Source organism: Pseudomonas marginalis (assembly GCF_001645105.1).
Lineage (GTDB): Bacteria > Pseudomonadota > Gammaproteobacteria > Pseudomonadales > Pseudomonadaceae > Aquipseudomonas > Aquipseudomonas petroselini.
In genome coordinates, this window is the sequence record NZ_LKEG01000052.1 from 341,020 (window position 1) to 360,390 (window position 19,371).

A 19,371-nucleotide genomic window follows, 5' to 3' on the forward strand; every position below is an offset into this window, starting at 1 on the left:
TATGAGCGAAGCGATCAAACAGCCTGTGAGCCCTGAAGGCATTATCCAGATGCAGGGCGTCAACAAGTGGTACGGCCAGTTCCACGTGTTGAAAGACATCAACCTCAACGTCAAGCAGGGCGAGCGTATTGTGCTGTGTGGCCCGTCGGGTTCGGGCAAATCCACCACCATCCGCTGCCTCAACCGTCTGGAAGAGCACCAGCAGGGCCGCATCGTGGTCGATGGCGTGGAACTGACCAACGACCTCAAGCAGATCGAAGCGATCCGCCGTGAAGTCGGCATGGTGTTCCAGCACTTCAACCTGTTCCCACACCTGACCATCCTGCAGAACTGCACGCTGGCGCCGATGTGGGTGCGCAAGATGCCCAAGCGCAAGGCCGAAGAAATTGCCATGCATTACCTGGAGCGCGTGCGCATCCCGGAGCAGGCCCACAAGTTTCCGGGGCAACTGTCCGGTGGCCAGCAGCAGCGTGTGGCGATTGCCCGCGCCTTGTGCATGAAGCCGAAAATCATGCTGTTCGACGAGCCGACCTCGGCACTCGACCCGGAAATGGTCAAAGAGGTATTGGACACCATGATCGGCCTGGCCGAAGACGGTATGACCATGTTGTGCGTGACCCACGAAATGGGCTTTGCCCGCACCGTGGCCAACCGCGTGATCTTCATGGACAAGGGCGAGATCGTGGAACAGGCGGCGCCGAATGACTTCTTCGACAACCCGCAGAATGACCGGACCAAGTTGTTCTTGAGCCAGATTTTGCATTGATCGATGCTTGAAACGATAAACCCGGCCTAGTGCCTAATGCCAGTCAGTTAAGGGTGAGCACCGTACCTGTGGTGAGGGAGCTTGCTCCCGCTGGACTGCGCAGCAGTCCCATTTTTGGGGCCGCTTCGCGACCCAGCGGGAGCAAGCTCCCTCGCCACGGGTTACTTTTCGCTCTTGCTGCTTCTTAACTGACTGGAATTAGGCCTGTTGCCGGGTTTATTTTTTGGGGCTAGGACACCTTGAGTGCTTCTGCTTCGTCGTTCACGGTGTAGGTGAAGGCACCACGCAAATCAGCGCCTTCTGCCAGGATTTTCGCATCCGCAAGCAAATGTGGGTGACGATCCAAAAGCCGCATCAGCAGCACCAACGGTTTAGGGGCAAGCAACTCGCCACGTTCGTAGCGAGAGAATGCGTTGTGGCCGCCACCGGACAGTAATTCCACGGCTTCCTTTTGGGTAAGGTGCAGTTTGCGACGGGTACGTTTCATTTCGGTGCCGATCATTTTTCGGGCGGCGAGTGTCAGTGCATCTTTTGCCTCACCGAATCGGTCTGCGCTGTCGTTGTCCGGGTCCCAGAAGCCGTCGCCGCAGACTGTGCATTCCCAGCCTGAAAGATTGTCGACCCGGCGCTCCATGTTTTTGATCCTGATGGTCTCGCTGCGCCCCTCGTAGTACGACAACCCATTGGGGGCGCCGCAGATGTAGCAGTCTTTCGTCTTCATAGGTTCTTCTCCTTAAAGGAGATCACCGGGGGGTCACCCACAGGGGAGTAAGTGACCTTGATGTAAATCTCCCTGCCTCTCGAGTGTGTGTGATGCTTCTGCCGAGCGGGTAAACGCTTTCCTGCCAAGCCGCCTCACATCCGCCTTTATCACCGCCAAATCGTAATGAGGTGTGTACTTTTCCATAAGACACCTGAGTCCATAATTACCCTCAAAGGGTAATTTTACCAATCGAAAATACTGCTCCTTTACCCACCTAAAAACCCTAGTGCGTTGCCTTTGTAGGCAACTCCGAATAGGCTGTAGGAAAATTCATCCTATGATTGGACGAAAGCGCTTAACCCATGACAGACATCGCCCCGCTGATCAAACGCTCCCTGGTCGACCAGGCCCTTGAGCAGTTACGCCTGCGCATCACTGAAGGCCGATGGGCCATCGGTGAACGCCTGCCCACCGAGCCGGAGCTGTCCGCTGAGTTGGGTATCAGCCGCAACACCGTGCGCGAGGCCATGCGCGTGTTGGCGTTTTCCGGCTTGATCGAGATCCGCCAGGGCGACGGCAGTTATTTGCGTTCCATGACCGACCCGCTGGGCGCCATGCGCGCGTTATCCCACTGCACCCTGGAGCAAGCGCAGGAGACGCGGCAGATTCTCGAAGTAGAGGCCGTCGGGCTTGCGGCGTTGCGCCGTACCGAGGATGACCTCAACGCGTTGCGCGAGGCGCTCGAGACCAGCGGCGAGCTTTATCACGGTGATCTGGAGGCCTACATCAGTGCTGACCTGGTGTTTCACAAACACCTGGTAGACGCGGCGCACAACCCCGCGTTGAGCGAGCTGTACCAGTATTTCTCCCGCATCGTCGCTGCCCAGTTGCGCCAGACCCTGAACATTTCACCGCGTCGCCAGGCCGTATTCGACCTGCACATTGCCTTGCTCGACGCCGTGGAAAACCAAGACCCGGAACGCGCCAAATCCCTCTGCCGGCAGTTGATCAATGAACCTTGAAGCCAAGCGCACACCTGAACTCGACGAACTCTTGATCGATGCCGAAGCGGACGATGAGGTTGTCCAGCACAGCCAGCCGTTGGTGCGCCGCCCATGGTTGTTGTTGCTCGGCCTGATCCTGGTGGCGCTGAACCTGCGCCCGGCGCTGTCGAGCCTGGCGCCGCTGTTGGCTGACGTCTCACAGAGCCTGGGGTTGTCAGCGGCCAAAGCCGGCTTGCTGACGACCTTGCCGGTGCTGTGCCTGGGCCTGTTCGCGCCGCTGGCGCCGGTCCTGGCCCGGCGCTTTGGCGCTGAGCGCGTGGTGCTGGGGATCTTGTTGACGTTGGCTGCCGGAATCATCCTGCGCAGTTCGGTCGGTGAAGTCGGGCTGTTTGCCGGCAGCCTGCTCGCCGGTGCAAGCATCGGCGTCATCGGCGTGTTGCTGCCGGGTATCGTCAAGCGCGATTTCCCCAAGAAGGCGGGCGCCATGATGGGCGTCTACACCATGGCGTTGTGCCTGGGCGCTGCGTTGGCCGCCGGTGCCACGGTGCCGCTGAGCAAGGCCTTCGGCGACAGCTGGAACATCGGCCTTGGCTTTTGGGCGCTGCCGGCCCTGGTGGCGATGCTGTTCTGGTTGCCGCAAGTCGGGCAAAAGCACGGTGCCCATCACGTCGCTTACCGCGTGAAGGGATTGCTGCGTGACCCGCTGGCCTGGCAGGTGACCTTGTACATGGGCCTGCAATCATCCTTGTCCTACATCGTGTTTGGCTGGTTGCCGTCGATCCTGATCGGCCGCGGCTTGAATGCCACTGAAGCCGGGTTGGCGCTATCGGGCTCCATCATCGTGCAATTGTTCAGCTCCCTGGCCGCACCGTGGCTGGCCACCCGAGGCAAGGACCAGCGCCTGGCAATTGTGGTGGTCATGCTGCTGACCCTCGGCGGGCTGTTCGGGTGCCTGTACGCACCCCTCGACGGCTTGTGGGGCTGGGCGATTTTGCTCGGCCTGGGCCAGGGCGGCACCTTCAGCCTGGCGCTGACCTTGATCGTGCTGCGCTCACGCGACGCCCATGTGGCCGCCAACCTGTCGAGCATGGCCCAGGGCTTTGGCTACACCCTGGCGTCCCTTGGACCGTTTGCAGTCGGGCTGGTCCACGACTGGACCGGTGGCTGGAGCGCAGTGGGCTGGATCTTTGCGGTGCTCGGCCTGGGGGCGATTATTGCGGGGCTGGGAGCGGGGCGAGCGCGGTACGTCGCCGTCAGCAGCGAAAGCGTTTGAAGCCTGGCGTGGAAGAGGTGCATCACAGGTACACCACTTCCAGCGTCGCCGAACCATCCAGGGGTGTCTCCTCGCTGAGGTCAAGATTTTGCCGGGCGTTGAGGGTGGCTTCCAGTTTGACCGTGGTGCTCAGATTCTGCATCGATGAAGGCCCGGCCGTGCTGCCCTCCAGGTCGGTAAATCCCAGGTAGCTCTTGGAACCGATATCGATGGGATTGCTGTTGGAGGTGCGCCAGGCCACGCCGCCGGTGGTGGACTCGGTCCCGTAGATCACCGGCAAACCATCGGCGGCGGTCTGTTTGGGGTCGAAGCTCAATGAATACACCCCAAGCTTGTTGCCGCTTCTATCCAGCCCCAGCCCATAGAAAATCTCGCTGTTTACGTGGGCAGTGCCGTCGCGGTTGTCACGCATGCGCAACGCATAGCGTGTCGCGTTGTTGCAACCGACGGTCAGGCTCAGGTACCGCAGCGGCAGGCGTGTGCCTTTCGTCAGGTTGAGGTCATTACGTGAGATCTTGCCGAAGTCCACCAGCCCACCGCCGACAAACACCGGCGTGCAGGCCGTGGGCGTGATCAAGCCACTCACGCTCAGGTCGATGATGGAGGCGGCCTGTGCGGTGAGGCTGGTGCAGAGCACGGCCAGGGCGCTCAGGGGGATCAGAATCGCGTTCACTATGATGCTCCTACACAATGAGATGATTTCGGCGGTGTCACCCGCCTTACAGGTACTTCATGGACAGGGTCACGGAACCGTCGATGGGCACTTCATTTTCCAGGGACAGCGTGTTTGTCGGAGCGATGGTCGGCGCGATATTCAGCTCTGCATTGAGCACCTGTACCGGCGTTGGGACCAAGGTGCCGATAGCGGCGAATGACGTGAGGAAGTCGGGCGACAGGAGGGCGCTCGGAGCCCAGGTAGCGGGATCAGTCTGGCCGATCGGCCGCAGGGCGATACCATCGGCAACCAGCGCTTGGAGGCGCAATACCATGTAACCGAGTTTCTGCTGGTCGTTGATCAGCCCCAGGCCGAATTTAAACGGTTTATCACTATCGTAGTTGGAGCCCAGGCGATTATCCCGAGGCTCCAGGGCCAGCAGGGTCAACGCCTCACAGGTGATCGCCATTTGTAGGCTGTAGGTGGGTAACGGTGTGGTCTGGTCGGCATTCAGGTCCCGCGCGGCGATTTTTCCCAAGTCATGCATGCCGCCATTGGACAGGCTGGGTTCACAGGCGCTGGGGGTGATCAGACCGTAGACACTCAAGTCCGTGGTGGACGCAGCCTGGGCCGGCAGGAGACTGCCCAGCCATGCCAATGCGATCAAAGGGGTCAACACTGTTCTGTTCATCGGTGAGTCTCTAGAGATAGATGATTTCCAAGGTGGCCGAACCGTCGAGCACCACGTCGCTGCTCAGGTCAAGGGTGTTGGTCGGGGCGATGACCGCCTCCACGGTCACCCGACTTGACAGGTGTTGAATGGCGACCGGGCCCGCCTGGCTGCCGCCGATCGGGCTGAAACCCAGGTAACTGTTGGCACCCACCGGCAAGGGGCTGGCGTTGCTGAGGCTCCAGGCCACCCCGGCGGTGGTGGAGTCGGTGCGATACAGGCGCGGGAAACTGTCGGCTGAGGCGTCGGTGGGGTCGAAGACCAATGAGTACAGGCCGATGCGGTTGGCGCTCTGGTCCAGGCCCAGGCCGTAGTAAATCTCGCTGTTGACCGTGGCGCTGCCGTCGCGATTGTCTTGCATGCGCAAGGCGAACCGCGTCGGGGCATCGCAACCCAGGTTCAGCATCAGTGACTTGGACGGCAGGCGCGTCGATTGCCCGCTGTTCAAGTCGTTGCGTGAAATCCGGCCAAAGTCCACCACCCCCCCGCCTGACAGGCTCAGTTCACAGGCGGTCGGGGCGAAGGTGGCGCGCAGTTGCAATTCGCGGCTGGCGGCCCCGGCCGAGGCTTCGAACACCCCGGAGGCTTCCCAGACGAGCGCGTCGCGGACCCGCAGTGCCGGTTCCTCGGCCCAGGCACTGATGTCCAGTTGCACGGAGAAGGTCTTACCCTGCACCGGCGCACCTGCGCGCACCGGCACCACACCCACGGTGGGGCGCCAAGCCAACTGTGCGGCGATTTCGCCGGGCGGCTGGCCCTGACCGGCGATCACGCCCAGCTCCACCGCTTGCCCGTCCAACACGCCGTTGCGCAGTCGCAAGGCATATTCGCCGTGCTCGGCAAAACGAAAGCGTTCCGCCCCGTTGCTCACGGCGTTGTAGAACAGGCTCATGTCCGTGACGTGATCGCAGGCGAGGGTCAGGCTCAGGTGTTGCTCCCCCACCGGGTATTGCGTTGCTGGGGTGCTTTGCACGCTTCGATTGAACTGGCCGAAATCCACGGACGACTGGCTCAGGCTCAACCGGCATTCATCGCCCAACGCCGGGGTGCCGAGGGCTACCCCGGCCAGCCATACAAGCCCGGCCAGCGGGCGACACAAACGGGAAATCACAGGCATTGCTCCTCAAGGGGTACGGCACTGGGCCGCAGCGGTTTCGTAGTACGACTGGGTGTCAGGCTTGGCCTGCAATTGGTAGTGCACTTCGCACGGTGGCTGCCCTGGCGCCTTGACCCACAGTGACGGTTGCTCCAGCGCGTTGGTCAGGAATACCTGGCCACCGTCCTGGACCAGGGTGATGAACTCACCGTCGGCACTGTTGACGGAGGCGCCCCTGGGCAGTGGTTTGCCGTCCACGGTGGTGACGGAGAGCAGGGCGCGGCGTGTCAGGCTGACGCCGAAGTCGACGCGGTCGACGGCACCGCGTCCGGCCGTGATCTGTGCCAGACCGTTGTTGATATCGGCATTGCGCGGCAGGGTGCGGGTTTCAACTTCCACGGCGGTGCGGCTGTAGGCCGACACCTGCGGCACGACGGCCTGGCCTTGCCAGTCGGTCCACACCGGGCCGCTGGGGGTGTTGACCTTGATCCCGGAAATGTCCGCCACCGACAGCACGGCAAACGTGTCGCGCACCGGGTACGGTGACAATGTCACACCGTCGCCATGCATCACCACCGCACCGCGGGCGCTGCCTTGATAGCTGTCGCGCTCGGCGTCATCGCGGCTGTAGTTCAGGTCCAACTGGGTATAGCGCGGCAGCGCCGAAACCCCGAGGCTCGATTGCACTTGCCGGTCACGGGAGTCGCGCTCGACGCCGGCGCGGTAGCTCAGTTGATCATTGAGCTGCTCGTTGAGCCCGACACCGATGCGGTGTTCGCCACCGGAGTTGCGCAGCCAGGTGCGGGCGCGACGGTTTTCGCCCAGGGGAATACTCAGGTTCAGGTAGAGGCTGTCGTCGCGACCCTGGCTGCCGCTGACTTGCCATTCAGCACTGGCCGACACCGAGACATTGCCGACCCGCGTGCCCCAGGTGGCCAGCGCACGGCTGCTGTTGCGTCCATCGAACAAGGTCGATCGCGAGTAGCCGGTGCTGAAGGCGCCCATCCAGGGGTGGGACCAGGCCACGCCGGCGCTTTGCTGGTCGCGATAACGCTGATTGCGCTCGTCGGCGTAGCGCTCGGCGATGCTTTCTTGTAACTCGCGATAGCCCTCGGTGCGCTGGGATGTGCCGAGGTAGAACGACCAGCGATCGTTCAGCTGTTGCGACAGCAATAGATCGGTTTGTACGCCTCGTCGTTGTGTGTGGCGGCGCGCGTCGGTAGCGGTCAATGAGGCCTGCACGTCGGCGTTGGTCCACAGTTGGGTACCCAGGCTGATGCCGGCGGCCTGATAGCTGTCGGCGAGCAAGCTGCCACCGGCCAGGTTCACGCCCGGCAGCACGCCGCCGCTCCAGCCGGCGCTGACCACCCAGGGCTCGGCGCTTTGGTCGTGGCTGATATCGCGCACTCGGCCCGCCGCTACGGAATACCCGGGCGCGGGCAGGCCCACGCCGAGCATGGCCGCCGGCACAGTGAAACGGCGCTCGCTGCCGTCTATCTCCTTGACGGTGACTTCGACGTCCGAACGGCTGTCCAGGCGCCTGACATCACTGAGGGAAAACGGCCCGGCCGGCACCACCGTGGAGTGGATCAGCGCACCGTTCTGCCGCACCTCCACCTGGGCCTGGCTGTAGGCGATGCCGTCAATGGTCGAGCCCTGGTTTTCTTCTTGCAGGGCCTGCTCGGTGAGTACCTGCACGCCAGTGATCTGCGCGCCCGCCAGCACCGGGTTGTAGAGGTTGATCTGGCCGGCTTGCAGGACCAGTTGCTGCTGGGCAAAGGTGCGCTGGGCGTAGGCCTCCAGGTGGGTGGTGCGCGAGTCGTCGTCCTGCCAGGTTTGTACTTGGCGGCTGCGCACGATCCAGTCACCGGCGTTGAAGCCGACTTCGGTATTGGCCGAGCCGTAGCGACTGGTTTGATCGCCGTAGTGACTGTACAGCCCGGTCAGGTCGTAGTTGATCAAGCCGGCGAAGCCACCGGTTTCATAGCCTGAAAAATCCCGCACCACCGGGCGCAAGGCATCGGTGGGTACGATCAGCGAGAGGCCGAGGTTGGCGGTGTCCTGTTCGATCTGGGTGGTGGGCCAGCGCGTCATGAAATCATGGCAGCGCAGGGTTTCGGCGCTGTCGGGCACTGTGCCGAGCAGGTTGGCTTTATCCAGCAGCGACTGGTCGAAGCACAGTTCGCCGTCGGCGGTGAAGTGGGCGTTTACCCGTCCTTTCGGGCGGCCGTTGACACTTAACGTGACGGGATGACTGCCGCCGCCGAAACGCGGGGCCTGGACCAACAGCATGGCCAGTTCCGGGTCGATACCTCGTTGTTGCAGTGTGGTGGCGTCGAAGGTAGCTACCGCTGGCTGGGCCACGGCCTCTGCCAGCCACAGGACGCCGGCCAGCGGGATGACGGACCGGGTTGCCGGGTGGATCAGGCCACGGCGCAGAGCGCGCGGCCGAATGACGGGCAAGGCTTCGCCGTCATGGCAAATCATGACTGTGTTCACAGAACTCACTCGGGTGTGGGCGCTGGTGGCCCAGGTTAGTGCTTGAGGAGGCTAAGGCCGGTCAGATGTCAGGGGCGCGTCATAGGCGCTGACCGCGAAGCCGTACACGGTGGCGGGTTGAAACCGCACGGTGGTGGCGCCGGTGGCGTTTGCCTGGATCGGGATGTTTTCCCCAGGCAGCACATAGGCTCGCGGCAGCAGTGCCCTGTTGTCGCCGGGCAACAGTTGCAGCTCCTGAGCCAGGCGCACGACGTAGGGTGTGTCGTTGTGCACCCACAGTTGGTCACCTTGCAGCGACCATTTCAGGTCGGTCCAGGGTGTGCGGTTGGTGGCCAGGCCTTTGGGGTGCAGGATCACCGGCAAATTCTGGCGCACCGTGACACCTACACGTGCATGCCCGGCCTTGGCGGGTTTACGGTTGGCAGGTATGCCTTCAAACACCACCCGTTTCAGGCGTTGGGTGGTCAACGGTTGTTTGGTTTGCAGGATAAACCGCACCAGTTGACTCTTGCCGGGCTCCACCCTGGTCAGGGGCGGGGTCACGAACAGCAAGGGTTCAATGTCCTGGGGAATGTCCTCGAGGGTGACGTGCAGCAGGGCCAGGTCGGGGTCGGTGTTGGTGACGGCCACCGAGGCTTCACCGGCCTCCTCGTGCACGATCACCACCGAGGTGTCCGGCACCATGCCGTCAGCGGCAGCCGGCAGCGTCTGGAAACAGGCCAGCAGCGTGCAACCTGCGGCGCTTAAGCGACGCAGAGTAGTGAATAAAAGGGTCATGCAGACGTTCTCCAAATAGTCAGTAGCACGGATTACAGGTAACGCAACTCCAGGGTGATCAAGCCGTCCAGGGGCACTTCTTCCTTCAATGTCAGGTTGTTGGCCGGACTGATCGAGGTGTCCACTCGCAGATTGACCACCAGGTTCCTGAGGGGCACGGGTATCAGGCTGCCCGGTACGGCGAAAGCCATGAATCTGTTCGGGTAGGCGTTGGGCTCCACGTGCCAGGTGGCGCCTTGGTCGGATGAGATCAAGGTTTGCATCGGTTGTGCGTCGGCTACAGGGCCGCGCAGCGACAGGGCCACCGAGCCCAGCCGCTCGGTGGGTGCCTGGTGGTTCATGCCCAGCCCGTAGAAAAAATCAGGTGCCAGGGACGAGTCGGCTTGATTGTCGACGCCCACGAGGGCGAACAGCACCGCTGCGTTGCAACTCACGCCCAGCGCCATGGGGAAACTCGGCAACACGGTGAACTCATCGAGGTTGAGTCGGCGTGCCGGAATCTTGCCGTGGTCCACCATGCCATCGTCCGACAGTGACACCAGGCAAGCGTTGGGGGTAATCAGGCCTTCAACCTGCAGATCGACGCCCGAGGCGGCAAAGGTCAACGGCACACCCACGAGCAAAAACGCGAGTACCAGCGAACGGAGAAGCATATTCATGACGATCAGTTACCTGGCGTGATTCGGGCTGGGCGGTCGAGGGGTTACAGGTAGCGCACGGTCAGTGTTGCGGAGCCGTCGATCGGGATTTCCGTGCCGCCGGGCAGGGCGTCACTGCGATTGATGATGGTGTAGACGGTCAGCATCGCGGACAGGTTTTGCACCGGGATGGGGGCGGCAAAGGTGGTCAGGCTGGGAGCGATCATGTAATTGGCAATCCATGCATCGTTGATGTCTTGCCAGAACCAACGGTCGCCATCCAGGGAGTAGACGAAGTCAGCGGCCACGGTATCGGCTACGGCCTTGGCGATGGTCAGGTTGAAGTAACCCAGTTTCTGGTTGCCGTTGACCAGGCCAATGCCGTAGCCGCCGTGGATGCCTGAGTCGGCACGGTTGTCAGTGGTTTGCAGAGCCATCAGGGTTTGGGCGTCGCATGCCACGGCCAGGTCGATGGTTTGTGCTTTCAGGTTGGTCGGGGTGGTCGGGTTGAGGTCTTTGAACGAGATCTTGCCGTGGTCGATGGTGCCGGCGTTGGACAATGTGGGCGTGCAGGCCGAGGGCACGATCAGCCCCTTGACGGTCAGGTCGACGGTAGACGCGGCAGCCGCCCATGGGCTGGCGATAGCCAGCAGAACAGTAGCGAGGACGCGGGGGGACAGGTTCATTTCAGTGGGTCTCCAGGGATACAGGGGGTTGGGTGAAACGCTTGCGAGCTCGGGCTCAGAGGTAATGCACGGCGATGGTGGCGCTGCCGTCGATGATCATCTCTTGAGCCACGGGCAGGTTCTGGGTGGGGTGGATATAGGTGCGGATCGACAGGTCCATGCTCAGGTTTTGGACCGGGACCGGAATGCGTGGGCCAGCCACGTCGCCGACCGACAGGAAGAAGTCCCACATATCGCTGTCGTCGGCGCTTTGCCAGGTTGTGCCGCTGTCCCAGGACATCAGCATTCTGGGCGTCTCACCATCGGCGAGGACGTTGTCGTAGACCAGCGAATAGGCGCCCAGCTTTTTACCGTCGACCAGGCCGATGCCATAGTTGTAGGGACCGATTCCGGACGCCTTGCGATTGTCGGTAGGCATCAGCGCGAGCAGGGTTTTTGCTTCGCAATCCACTGACAGCTGCACGGAGATGGGCGGCAGGTAAGTGATGGCGGTGGGTTTGAGGTCGCCCACCGAAATCTTGCCGTGGTCGACAAGGCCTACGCTCGACAAGGAGGGGGTGCAGGCCGAGGGCACGATCAGCCCCTTGACCGTCAGGTCGGTGGTGGAGGCGGCGAGTGCCGGTGCGGCGAAGCCGATCATCAGGCAAGAGCTGAGCAGGCGCGATAGTGGTTTCATGGTGAGCAGGGTCCAGGGTAGGGAGAACGGATCAGGGATTACAGGTAACGCAATTGAACAGTCACGTGACCGTCCAGTGGGACTTCGTCGACCAGGGTCAGGCTGTCGGAGCGCGCGATCATGGTGTTGAGGCGCACGTCGGCATCCAGCTCCTGCACGGCGATCGGGGTGAGGCTGCCTGTGGCCGAGGCCACGGCGGTCATCGCGGTGTGACCCAAATAGGTGCCTTCGACCCAGGTGGCGCCGCCATCGGTAGACACGATGGTGCGCACGGCTTCGGTGTCGGCCACCGCTGTAGAAAGCCTCAGTGAGGCGCTGCCGAGTTTTTCGTCGTTGGCCGTCATCCCCAGGCCATGAAACCGGTCCTGAATGGCTGAGGTGCCTTCACGGTTATCCAAGGTGCTCAGGCTGAAAAGTGTCGGCCCGTCACAGCGCACATTCAGGCGCATCACCTGACGCTGCAGAGAGGTGTGGGTGTCTGGGTTGAGGTCGCGGGCGGCTACTTTGCCGTGGTCGATCACGCCGCCGCCGGACAGGCTGGGGCTGCAAGCGCTCGGAATAATCAGGCCGGTCACGGCCAAGTCGGTGCTGCTGGCGGCCTCGGTTTGCGACGTCACGCCAATCAGCAAGGTGACCACTAGGGTCGAAGTACGAACATCCATATTCGGTGATGCCTCGGGTTGAGGAAAAAGGGCTTAGAGGTATTTCACTTCAAGGGTGGCGCTGCCATCGATCGGCACTTCGTTGGTCAGGTCCAGTCCTGAGGCGGGCGCGATACGCGTCGAGACCTTGAGGTCGGCGGTCAGGTCTTTGATCGGGATCGGCGCCCAGTTGCCGCCGGACTGATTGCCAAAGCTGGCCAGGTTCAGGGTCGACCAGACATCGCCGCCCATCGCGTCCCAGGTTTTACCGTCGTCGACGGACTTGAGCGTGGTGGCGGCGGCGGTATCGGCCGAAGCGTTCAGCAGCTCCAGGGTGTAATGGCCCAGCGGCTGATTGCCGTTGATCAGGCCCAGGCCAAAGCCGTTCGGATTCGTGCTGCCGACGCTGTTTTCGATGCCCTTCAAGGCAAACAGGGTTTGCGCGTCACAGTTCACAACCATCTGCAGCGTGCTGGCGGGGAGCAGGGTCTGGTCGGTGGCACTCAGGTCCTTGGCCGAGATTTTTCCATGGTCCACCACGCCACCGCCGGACAGGCCGGGCGTGCAGGCGCTGGGTGTGATCAGCCCGGTGACGGTGAGGTCCACGCTGCTTGCCGCAAAGGTATGCCAAGGGGACCAGGCCATTAAGGTGGCGGCAACTACGGTCAGGGTCTTTCTCATTTTTTGATGATTTCCGGTGCAAGGCCGTGGGCATTTCCCCAGGCGATAACGTTCGCGTTCACTGGGAGGCGGGTGTCCGTCCAAGAGGCCTCAAACACCAAGAGAGCGAGGGTCCCTCGAAGGACGCCGGGGAATTTATCGGGTGCCTGTACTACGGGGAATACAACAAATACGACAATGGTTCGTGGCGACTCCGGCTGTCAGATAAAGACGTATTTATGCGTAAGGAGGGAATATTTCGTAGTTGTTGCATGGTTAAAAAATAATCCAAAAGAATATTATTTGACTAAATATGTAATCCATTTGAGTTGTTTTTTCGGGTTGTCGCGGCTGCACAGTGCACCTGCGTAATGGCTCATTCCTGGCCGGTCCACTCCGTAACGAGGTCATCATGCAGCCAGGTAGCCCACCCGGTGGGAACGCAGGGTCTGCGTCACTGCCGTTCGGCCCAATGACCTCTGGGCCTAAGGGATTGAGCGTGTTGGTGGTGGAAGATCATCCGGCCTATCGGATGCTGTTGGGGGGGATGCTGCATAAGCTGGGGTTTACCAGGGAAGTGGTGAACGACGGGCAGGCCGCTTTGACGGCGATGACCGACAGGCATTTCGACCTGATCCTCACCGACTGCCAGATGCCGGTCATGGACGGCTATGCCCTGGCCCGTGAGGTACGCCGTCGTGAGCACCTGGCCCACACCGCGCCGGTGCCGATCATTGCCCTGACCTCGACCCTTGAGGCTGCCCAGATACATCGCTGCCTGGAGGCCGGCATCAATGCCTGGCTGGTCAAGCCGTTGACCTTGATACAACTGCGCGAAATCCTGACCTTATGGGTGCCCCTGGCGGACACCCAGCGACCCGAGCCGGTTGCTCAAGACGTGCCCATCACCTGGCCCGCCCGCGCGACCCTGATAGAAACCTTTGGCTGTGCGGCAGTGGTAGAGCGCATGGTGGGGTGCTTGTTGGAGGAGGCGCAGGCGGATCTGGCAGCCTTGGACGACGCCCTCCTTAAACAGGATGCGACGGCGACGAGCCGGCACTTGCATCGGTTGGTGGGCGGTCTTGCCTTTTTGGGGGCCGGGCAATTGGAGGACCGCGGCGCCCACTTGATCACTGCGGTGGCATGTGAGGGCGTCGCGGCGAACTCGCGCTCACTTGGGCTTTTATACGCCGACTTGCGGCGTTACCTGCTGCGCCTGGCCGAGCTATGGCCTCAGGTTTAGTGAAGGAAGTTTCCCTCATCTTTGTAGTTCTATTCTGTAGGTGGCGTCTGTTTTTTCTGTGGGCCTAAAGTCGGGTTTCACTGATTGCTGGCTGAGGCCCGGAAACCGCCAATTTCGGCGGTTGTGGCTGAAAGCCATCAGCGCTATTTTGCCCGGACTCAATTGGCGATCCTGGTGGTGCCCATGCTTCGCGTAATTATTGCTGACGATCATCCCATCGTACGTATTGGTCAAAAAGTGGTCATTGAGGCCAACGGAAAGTGCAAAGTCGTGGGGGAGGCCGATGGGCCCGATCAATTGCTGGCGCTGGTCCAGCGCACACCCTGCGACGTCTTGGTGACGGATTTTGCCATGCCGGGTAATCAACAGGCGGATGGCTACGGGTTGTTGGGCTTGCTGCATCGACAACACCCCGATTTGCCGGTGATTCTGGTCACCATGTTCGCCAACGTTGCCACGCTGAGGTCCTCGTTCTCCCATGGCGCGCGCGCCATCGTTGCCAAGAGTGCATCGGCCAGGGAACTGCCGCTGGCGATCAAGGCCGTGTGTGAGGGGCACACCTTTGTCAGCGAATGCCTGCGATTGCAACTTGAGGAGGCGGGTGTCGGTGACCAGCAGGGTATGCCGCAATTGTCCGGCAAGGAGCGCGAGGTGGTGCGCATGCTCGCCAGTGGCATGACCGTCAGCCAGATCGCGGCGCGGGTCAACCGCAGTATCTCGACCATCAGCAAGCAGAAAAGCACCGCGATGAGCAGGCTGTGCATTTCCACCGATGTCGATTTGTTCGCCTATGCGCGCAGCAGTGGCATGGTGCCCTGAGGCGGGCTATTTACCTGGCGAATGTCAGTAGCCTTGGCGGCGTTGACGGCTTATCGTGCGCCTACTCTTTTTCCTCACGCGGAGCCTGCCCATGAGTGATGCCCATAACGCCTTGATCAGCGAGTTTTACACGGCCTTTCAGCGCCTGGATGCCGAAGCCATGGCCGCCTGCTACACCGATGATGTGGTGTTCAGCGACCCGGCGTTTGGCGAGCTGCGTGGCCGTGATGCCGGTGATATGTGGCGCATGCTCACCACGCGGGCCAAGGACTTTTCCCTGACGTTCGACCACGTGCGCAGCGACGAGACCACCGGCAGCGCGCACTGGGTGGCGACTTACCTGTTCAGCGCCACCGGCAATACGGTGGTCAACGATATCGGCGCGCGGTTTGTGTTTCGCGACGGCAAGATCTGCGAACACCACGACCACTTCGACCTGTGGCGTTGGTCGCGCCAGGCGTTGGGTGTAAAGGGGCTGTTGCTGGGCTGGTCACCTGCGCTGAAAAACGCCGTGCGCGCGCAGGCGCTCAAAGGGCTGAGGGCATTCCAGGCCAGTCGTTGATAAGATTGGCACTCTTCTGGTTTGCCGACATTGACCCGTGACTGATATTCCTGAACCCAAGCCCTGGTTCGTCTACCTGGTGCGTGCCGCCAATGGTTCGCTGTATTGCGGCATCAGCAACGACCCGGTACGCCGTTTTGCCTCGCACCAGAGCGGCAAGGGCGCGCGGTTCTTTTTATCCAGCCCTGCCGTAGCGCTGGTGTACACCGAGCAATGCGCGAGTAAGGGCGAGGCGCTGCGCCAGGAACGCTTGATCAAAAAGCTGAAAAAGAGCGCCAAGGAGTGCCTGGCGGCCAGCGGCTCATTGATTTGACTGATGGGCTCCCATCGCCCCCATGCGCGGTTTTGCAGGCTAAGCTAGCGGCTCATCTATTGAGCGGAGCCTGGCATGTCTGAGTTGATCCTGCACCACTACCCGCAGTCCCCCTTCGCTGAAAAAGCCCGCCTGCTGCTGGGCTTCAAAGGCTTGTCCTGGCGCTCGGTGTTTATTCCACCGGTGATGCCCAAGCCTGATCTGACCGCCCTGACCGGTGGCTATCGCAAGACACCGGTGTTGCAGGTCGGTGCCGATATCTACTGCGACACCGCGTTGATCGCCCGGCGCCTGGAGCAGGAGAAGTCCGGGCCGGCGCTGTTTCCGCAGGGTTTGGAGTTGGTAACCCAGGGCTTCGCCGCCTGGGCCGATTCGGTGGTGTTTTCCCATGCCGTGGCGCTGGTGTTCCAGCCGGAATCCCTGGCGGTCAAGTTCGCCAAGGTGCCGCCGCACATGCTGCAGGTGCTGGTGGCCGACCGTACCCAGCTGTTCAGTGGCGGCACCGCGACCCGGGTGCAATTGGAAGTGGCCAAGCATCAATGGCCGGCGATTGTCGGCCGAATCGACCAGCAGTTGCAGCACCAAACGGGGGATTTCCTGTTCGGCGAGCCGTCGATTGCCGACTTTGCCCTGGCCCATCCGTTGTGGTTCCTCAAAGGCTCTTCGGTGACCGCGCCGCTGGTGGACGCGTATCCCGCCGTTGCCGCCTGGCTCGACCGGGTACTGAGTTTTGGCCATGGCACCGCCAGTGAGATGAGCGCCGAGCACGCCTTGGACGTGGCGCGCAACGCCACCCCAGCGGCTTTGCCCGATGAAGTGTTCGAGGACTTGAACGGCTTCAAGGCCGGCCAGCAGGTGACCCTTTCGGCCACTGACTACGGCACTGACCCCGTGGCCGGTGAGCTGCTGTTTGTCGGGCGTGAAACGCTGATCCTGCGTCGTAGCGATGAGCGCGCGGGCACCGTGCACGTGCATTTCCCACGCATGGGCTTTCGCATTCAGGCGCAATAACGAAAAATATTTGCAAATAAAGGTGAGGTAAATCCACCGCTCAACCGTGTAGTGCTTGAAACTGCGATCTATTCGCATTAACAGCGTTTTCTACACGGGTTCTCACAGCATGAAGTCGACGGCGGGCGGTTGGATAAAACAGTGGCTGGGAGCCTCGGCATTGGCAGTCTCGGGGCTGGCGTTGCTGCCTCTGAGTGTGGCGCAGGCGCAGGAGCAGCAAAGCGCCCAGTTCAACTTTGCCCTGGCAGCCAAGCCGCTGCCCCAGGCCCTGAGCGATTTTAGCCGGGTCACTGGAATCAGCGTGATCTACACCGATGAAGCGCCCTACGGCCTGAGCGCCCCGGCGGTCAGCGGCCAGATGAGCGCAAACCAGGCCCTGCAACGGTTGCTGAGCAACACCGGCTTTACCTTCCGCCAGATCGACGCCCGTACCCTGGCCCTTGAGCCGGTGCCCACCGACGGCGCGGTGAACCTCGGCGCCACCACGATCAGCGGCGTTGGCCAGCAGGCCCAGGACAGCACCAGCTACCAGCCACCGCCCACCAGTTCGGTGATGCGCTCGGGTGGCTTGCTGCTGGAAACCCCGCAGACTGTCAACGTCGTGCCCGCCCAAGTGCTGCGCGATCAGACCCCGCGCAACCTGGATGACGCCCTGGGCAACATCAGTGGCATCACCCAGGCCAACACCCTGGCCAGCACCCAGGACGCGGTGATGCTGCGTGGCTTTGGTGACAACCGCAACGGTTCGATCATGCGCGATGGCATGCCGATCGTGCAGGGGCGTGCGTTGAACGCTACGGCGGAGCGGGTCGAAGTCCTTAAAGGGCCAGCATCCTTGCTGTACGGCATCCAGGACCCGGGCGGCGTGGTGAACATCGTCAGCAAAAAGCCTGAACTGGTCCAATCCACCGCCCTGACCGTGCGCGGCTCCACCTTCGGTGATGGCAAGAACGGTAGCGGCGGCAGCCTAGACACCACCGGCCCGATTGGCGACAGCGGCCTGGCCTATCGACTGATCGTCGACCATGAAGACGAGGATTACTGGCGCAACTTCGGTACCCACCGCGAGAGCCTGATCGCGCCGTCGCTGGCCTGGTATGGCGACACCACCAAGCTGTTGTTCGCCTACGAGCACCGCGAGTTTCTCACGCCGTTTGACCGTGGCACCGCCATCGACAAGTCCAACCACCCGTTGGACATCCCGGCCACCCGTCGGCTGGATGAACCCTTCAACAACATGGAAGGGCGGTCCGACCTGTACCGCTTTGAAGCCGATCACGACCTCAACGATGACTGGAAGGCCCATTTCGGCTACAGCTGGAACCGCGAAACCTACGACGCCAGCCAAGTGCGTGTGAGTGCGGTGAATGACAACGGCACCCTGACCCGCAGAATGGACGGCACCCAGGGCGCGATCACCACCGACCGGTTCACCACGGCCAGCCTGGAAGGCAAGGTCAAGCTGCTGGGCATGCAGCATGACCTGGTGTTCGGCCTGGATGACGAATACCGCAAGATCTACCGCGCCGACCTGATTCGCCAGGGCTCGCGGGGCACCTTCAACTACAACAACCCGGTGTATGGCAATGAAGTGGCGGGCACTACCGTCAGCGCCGTCGACAGCGCCCAGACCGACCTGCTGCGCAGTGACTCGCTGTTCTTCCAGGATGCCATCCACCTCAACGACCAGTGGATTTTTGTCGCCGGTGCGCGCTATCAGATGTACGACCAATACGCCGGCAAGGGCGTACCGTTCAAGGCCAACACCAACGGCAACGGTCAGGCCTGGGTGCCGCGTGCGGGCCTGGTGTATCGCTACACCGATGAATTGTCGTTCTACGGCAGCTACACCGAGTCGTTCAAACCCAACTCCACCATCGCCGCCTTGAACGATGGCAGCACCTTGACCGGCGACCTCACGCCTGAGGAGTCCAAGTCCTGGGAACTGGGTGCCAAGCTCGACATCCCTGGGCGCATCACCGCCAGCGCGGCGCTGTTCACCATCGACAAGCGCAATGTGCTGGTGTCGGTCGGTTCCGGCGCGAATACGATCTACAGCATTGCCGGCCAGGTGCGCTCACGCGGCCTTGAACTGGACGCCACCGGCCAATTGACCGACAAGTGGAGCGTGATCGGCAGTTATGCCTACACCGACGCCGAAGACATCAAGGACAACGACCCGACGCTGGAGGGCAACCGCCTGCAGAACGTGGCCAAGCACACCGGCTCGCTGTCGGTGGCCTATGACTTTGGCAACATCTTTGGTGGCGACCAGTTGCGCGTGGGGACCGGCGCACGGTATGTCGGCGAGCGCGCCGGCGATGCGGCCAACGACTTCAACTTGCCGGGTTATACCGTGGCGGACGCATTTGCTACCTACGACACTAAAATTGATGGGCAGAAGGTCAAGTTCCAACTCAACGTGAAGAACATGTTTGATCGCGTCTACTACACCTCAGCAGCCAGCCGACTGTTTGTGTCCATGGGCGATGCGCGGCAGGTATCGGTGTCGAGCACCCTGGAATTCTAAAGTAGGACATGACGCCTTGTGGCAAGCCCGCTCGCCACAGGGGGAGGGAGCTGGTAGCGTTGCCGCCACTGACAGCTTTGCGGACAACG

Annotated in this window: 20 protein-coding genes and 1 pseudogene; 9 read left to right on the forward strand and 12 right to left on the reverse strand. The window is 61.8% G+C overall.

The features are described from left to right. The first annotated feature begins 1 nt into the window (after position 1). Positions 2-766 (forward strand): amino acid ABC transporter ATP-binding protein, encoded by a 765-nt coding sequence (locus AO064_RS23730; protein ID WP_003171943.1) that lies wholly within the window; start codon positions 2-4, stop codon positions 764-766. A 229-nt stretch (positions 767-995) separates the two neighbouring features. Here the strand turns inward: AO064_RS23730 and AO064_RS23735 are convergent, their stop codons facing one another. Then, complete coding sequence (locus AO064_RS23735) at positions 996-1,487, reverse strand: type II toxin-antitoxin system MqsA family antitoxin (protein WP_064054814.1); 492 nt, start codon at positions 1,485-1,487, stop codon at positions 996-998. Next, a pseudogene (locus AO064_RS31395) lies at positions 1,484-1,673 on the reverse strand (hypothetical protein). The gene AO064_RS23735 and the pseudogene AO064_RS31395 overlap by 4 nt, the downstream one beginning before the upstream one ends. 158 nt (positions 1,674-1,831) lie before the next feature. Here AO064_RS31395 and AO064_RS23740 point away from each other — a divergent pair. Then, positions 1,832-2,491, forward strand: a complete 660-nt coding sequence (locus AO064_RS23740; RefSeq protein WP_012722349.1) for a FadR/GntR family transcriptional regulator — start codon at positions 1,832-1,834, stop codon at positions 2,489-2,491. Continuing rightward, entirely contained in the window at positions 2,481-3,746 is a 1,266-nt protein-coding gene (locus tag AO064_RS23745; RefSeq protein WP_064054815.1) for a CynX/NimT family MFS transporter, read from the forward strand. The genes AO064_RS23740 and AO064_RS23745 overlap by 11 nt, the downstream gene beginning before the upstream one ends. 22 nt (positions 3,747-3,768) lie before the next feature. On the opposite strand, the gene AO064_RS23750 is transcribed toward AO064_RS23745, so the two are convergent. The 10 genes from AO064_RS23750 to AO064_RS23795 are packed head-to-tail and all read right to left on the reverse strand — an operon-like array spanning position 3,769 to position 12,825. Continuing rightward, positions 3,769-4,419 (reverse strand): DUF1120 domain-containing protein, encoded by a 651-nt coding sequence (locus AO064_RS23750; RefSeq protein ID WP_046034362.1) that lies wholly within the window; start codon positions 4,417-4,419, stop codon positions 3,769-3,771. Positions 4,420-4,465: 46 nt separating this feature from the next. After that, positions 4,466-5,092 carry a DUF1120 domain-containing protein gene (locus tag AO064_RS23755; RefSeq protein WP_064054816.1) on the reverse strand — a complete coding sequence of 209 codons (627 nt, stop codon included), beginning with the start codon at positions 5,090-5,092 and terminating at the stop codon, positions 4,466-4,468. Positions 5,093-5,102: 10 nt separating this feature from the next. Beyond that, positions 5,103-6,248 (reverse strand): DUF1120 domain-containing protein, encoded by a 1,146-nt coding sequence (locus tag AO064_RS23760; RefSeq protein WP_064054817.1) that lies wholly within the window; start codon positions 6,246-6,248, stop codon positions 5,103-5,105. Positions 6,249-6,254: 6 nt separating this feature from the next. After that, positions 6,255-8,726: a fimbria/pilus outer membrane usher protein gene (locus AO064_RS23765; RefSeq protein ID WP_375232515.1), complete on the reverse strand. Its 2,472-nt coding sequence runs from the start codon at positions 8,724-8,726 to the stop codon at positions 6,255-6,257. A gap of 51 nt (positions 8,727-8,777) precedes the next feature. Continuing rightward, a complete protein-coding gene (locus AO064_RS23770; protein ID WP_064054819.1) occupies positions 8,778-9,503 on the reverse strand; it encodes a fimbria/pilus chaperone family protein in 726 nt (241 codons plus the stop codon). 32 nt (positions 9,504-9,535) lie between these two features. Beyond that, positions 9,536-10,162, reverse strand: a complete 627-nt coding sequence (locus AO064_RS23775; RefSeq protein WP_064054820.1) for a DUF1120 domain-containing protein — start codon at positions 10,160-10,162, stop codon at positions 9,536-9,538. 44 nt (positions 10,163-10,206) lie between these two features. After that, positions 10,207-10,827, reverse strand: coding sequence for a DUF1120 domain-containing protein (locus AO064_RS23780; RefSeq protein WP_064054821.1), 621 nt, complete (start codon positions 10,825-10,827; stop codon positions 10,207-10,209). A 55-nt stretch (positions 10,828-10,882) separates the two neighbouring features. After that, the gene (locus AO064_RS23785) at positions 10,883-11,503 is read right to left on the reverse strand and encodes a DUF1120 domain-containing protein (RefSeq protein WP_064054822.1); all 621 of its coding nucleotides are present in this window, start codon (positions 11,501-11,503) and stop codon (positions 10,883-10,885) included. Positions 11,504-11,541: 38 nt separating this feature from the next. Continuing rightward, positions 11,542-12,165, reverse strand: a complete 624-nt coding sequence (locus AO064_RS23790; RefSeq protein WP_064054823.1) for a DUF1120 domain-containing protein — start codon at positions 12,163-12,165, stop codon at positions 11,542-11,544. Between the two features lie 33 nt (positions 12,166-12,198). After that, entirely contained in the window at positions 12,199-12,825 is a 627-nt protein-coding gene (locus AO064_RS23795) for a DUF1120 domain-containing protein (protein ID WP_064054824.1), read from the reverse strand. Between the two features lie 391 nt (positions 12,826-13,216). Between AO064_RS23795 and AO064_RS23800 the strand changes: the two genes are divergently transcribed. From AO064_RS23800 to AO064_RS23825, 6 genes are all read left to right on the forward strand, one after another. Further along, on the forward strand, positions 13,217-14,047 hold the full coding sequence (locus AO064_RS23800; RefSeq protein WP_082893977.1) for a response regulator: 831 nt from the start codon (positions 13,217-13,219) through the stop codon (positions 14,045-14,047). Positions 14,048-14,230: 183 nt separating this feature from the next. Beyond that, positions 14,231-14,866, forward strand: coding sequence for a response regulator (locus tag AO064_RS23805; protein ID WP_012722361.1), 636 nt, complete (start codon positions 14,231-14,233; stop codon positions 14,864-14,866). A 91-nt stretch (positions 14,867-14,957) separates the two neighbouring features. Next, positions 14,958-15,428: a nuclear transport factor 2 family protein gene (locus tag AO064_RS23810; protein ID WP_012722362.1), complete on the forward strand. Its 471-nt coding sequence runs from the start codon at positions 14,958-14,960 to the stop codon at positions 15,426-15,428. 37 nt (positions 15,429-15,465) lie between these two features. After that, on the forward strand, positions 15,466-15,741 hold the full coding sequence (locus AO064_RS23815) for a GIY-YIG nuclease family protein (protein ID WP_012722363.1): 276 nt from the start codon (positions 15,466-15,468) through the stop codon (positions 15,739-15,741). Between the two features lie 75 nt (positions 15,742-15,816). Then, on the forward strand, positions 15,817-16,752 hold the full coding sequence (locus AO064_RS23820; protein WP_064054826.1) for a glutathione S-transferase family protein: 936 nt from the start codon (positions 15,817-15,819) through the stop codon (positions 16,750-16,752). Between the two features lie 109 nt (positions 16,753-16,861). Next, entirely contained in the window at positions 16,862-19,282 is a 2,421-nt protein-coding gene (locus tag AO064_RS23825) for a TonB-dependent siderophore receptor (RefSeq protein WP_012722365.1), read from the forward strand. The last annotated feature ends 89 nt before the right edge of the window (positions 19,283-19,371 follow it).